Source organism: Drancourtella massiliensis (assembly GCF_016900655.1).
Lineage (GTDB): Bacteria > Bacillota > Clostridia > Lachnospirales > Lachnospiraceae > Sellimonas > Sellimonas catena.
This window is the reverse complement of record NZ_JACJKH010000094.1, coordinates 1-638: the sequence shown is the minus strand read 5'-3', so window position 1 is coordinate 638 and position 638 is coordinate 1. Positions and strand designations below refer to the sequence as shown.

1 pseudogene is annotated in these 638 nt (G+C 44.0%); it reads right to left on the bottom strand.

The features are described 5' to 3' along the window. Window positions 1–638, bottom strand: a pseudogene (locus tag H6A32_RS15870) (ISNCY family transposase); the annotation flags it as partial.

Here is a 638-nt window from a genome sequence, read left to right as displayed (position 1 = left end):
CATTGGGAGGGAAGGATCATGAGGACAACAAGGGATCCCGTCTTCATTGATAGTATAATCCTGATTTTCAAGACCTGCTCTTGCATTGAGTGGAATATATGCTTTCTGGAAATGCCTGTCCTTACCAAAAGTATCACCGGTAAGAAGGCTCTTATAAAGCTGAGCGGTATCGAAAGCGGCATCTCCGAGGAAGGTTTTCGGGTTGATCAGTGGATGCCTGGAAAAGAAGTCTTTGAGTGTCGGGATCAAAAGTTTGGAATCATGAACGCACTTATCCTCATCAGGGGAGTCCGATTTCTTTTCGACAACAATATCAGGATGGGACGCCAGAAAGTCTTTGTTGTAGAAAGAGATATGACGGATAATGCCCAGCCCATTGGTGACAATGCCAAATTTGAAGACATAGCAAAAATGCCCATTGATATACAGCTGCTTAATTTCAGGATTAGCAGAAGCATGGGAAGGCATGGAACTGTAGGCGGCCTTATAAGGGTCGTAGGACTGATCAAAGCCATGTGCTTTCACAAAGGCTTTCAGCTGACGGATGATCCGATTGGCATATTTGGGATTGTTTTCGGTGACAAAAGCTTCAATACCGGAAGAATCAAAGATGGTCATATTTGCTTTTGCAGAGTCGA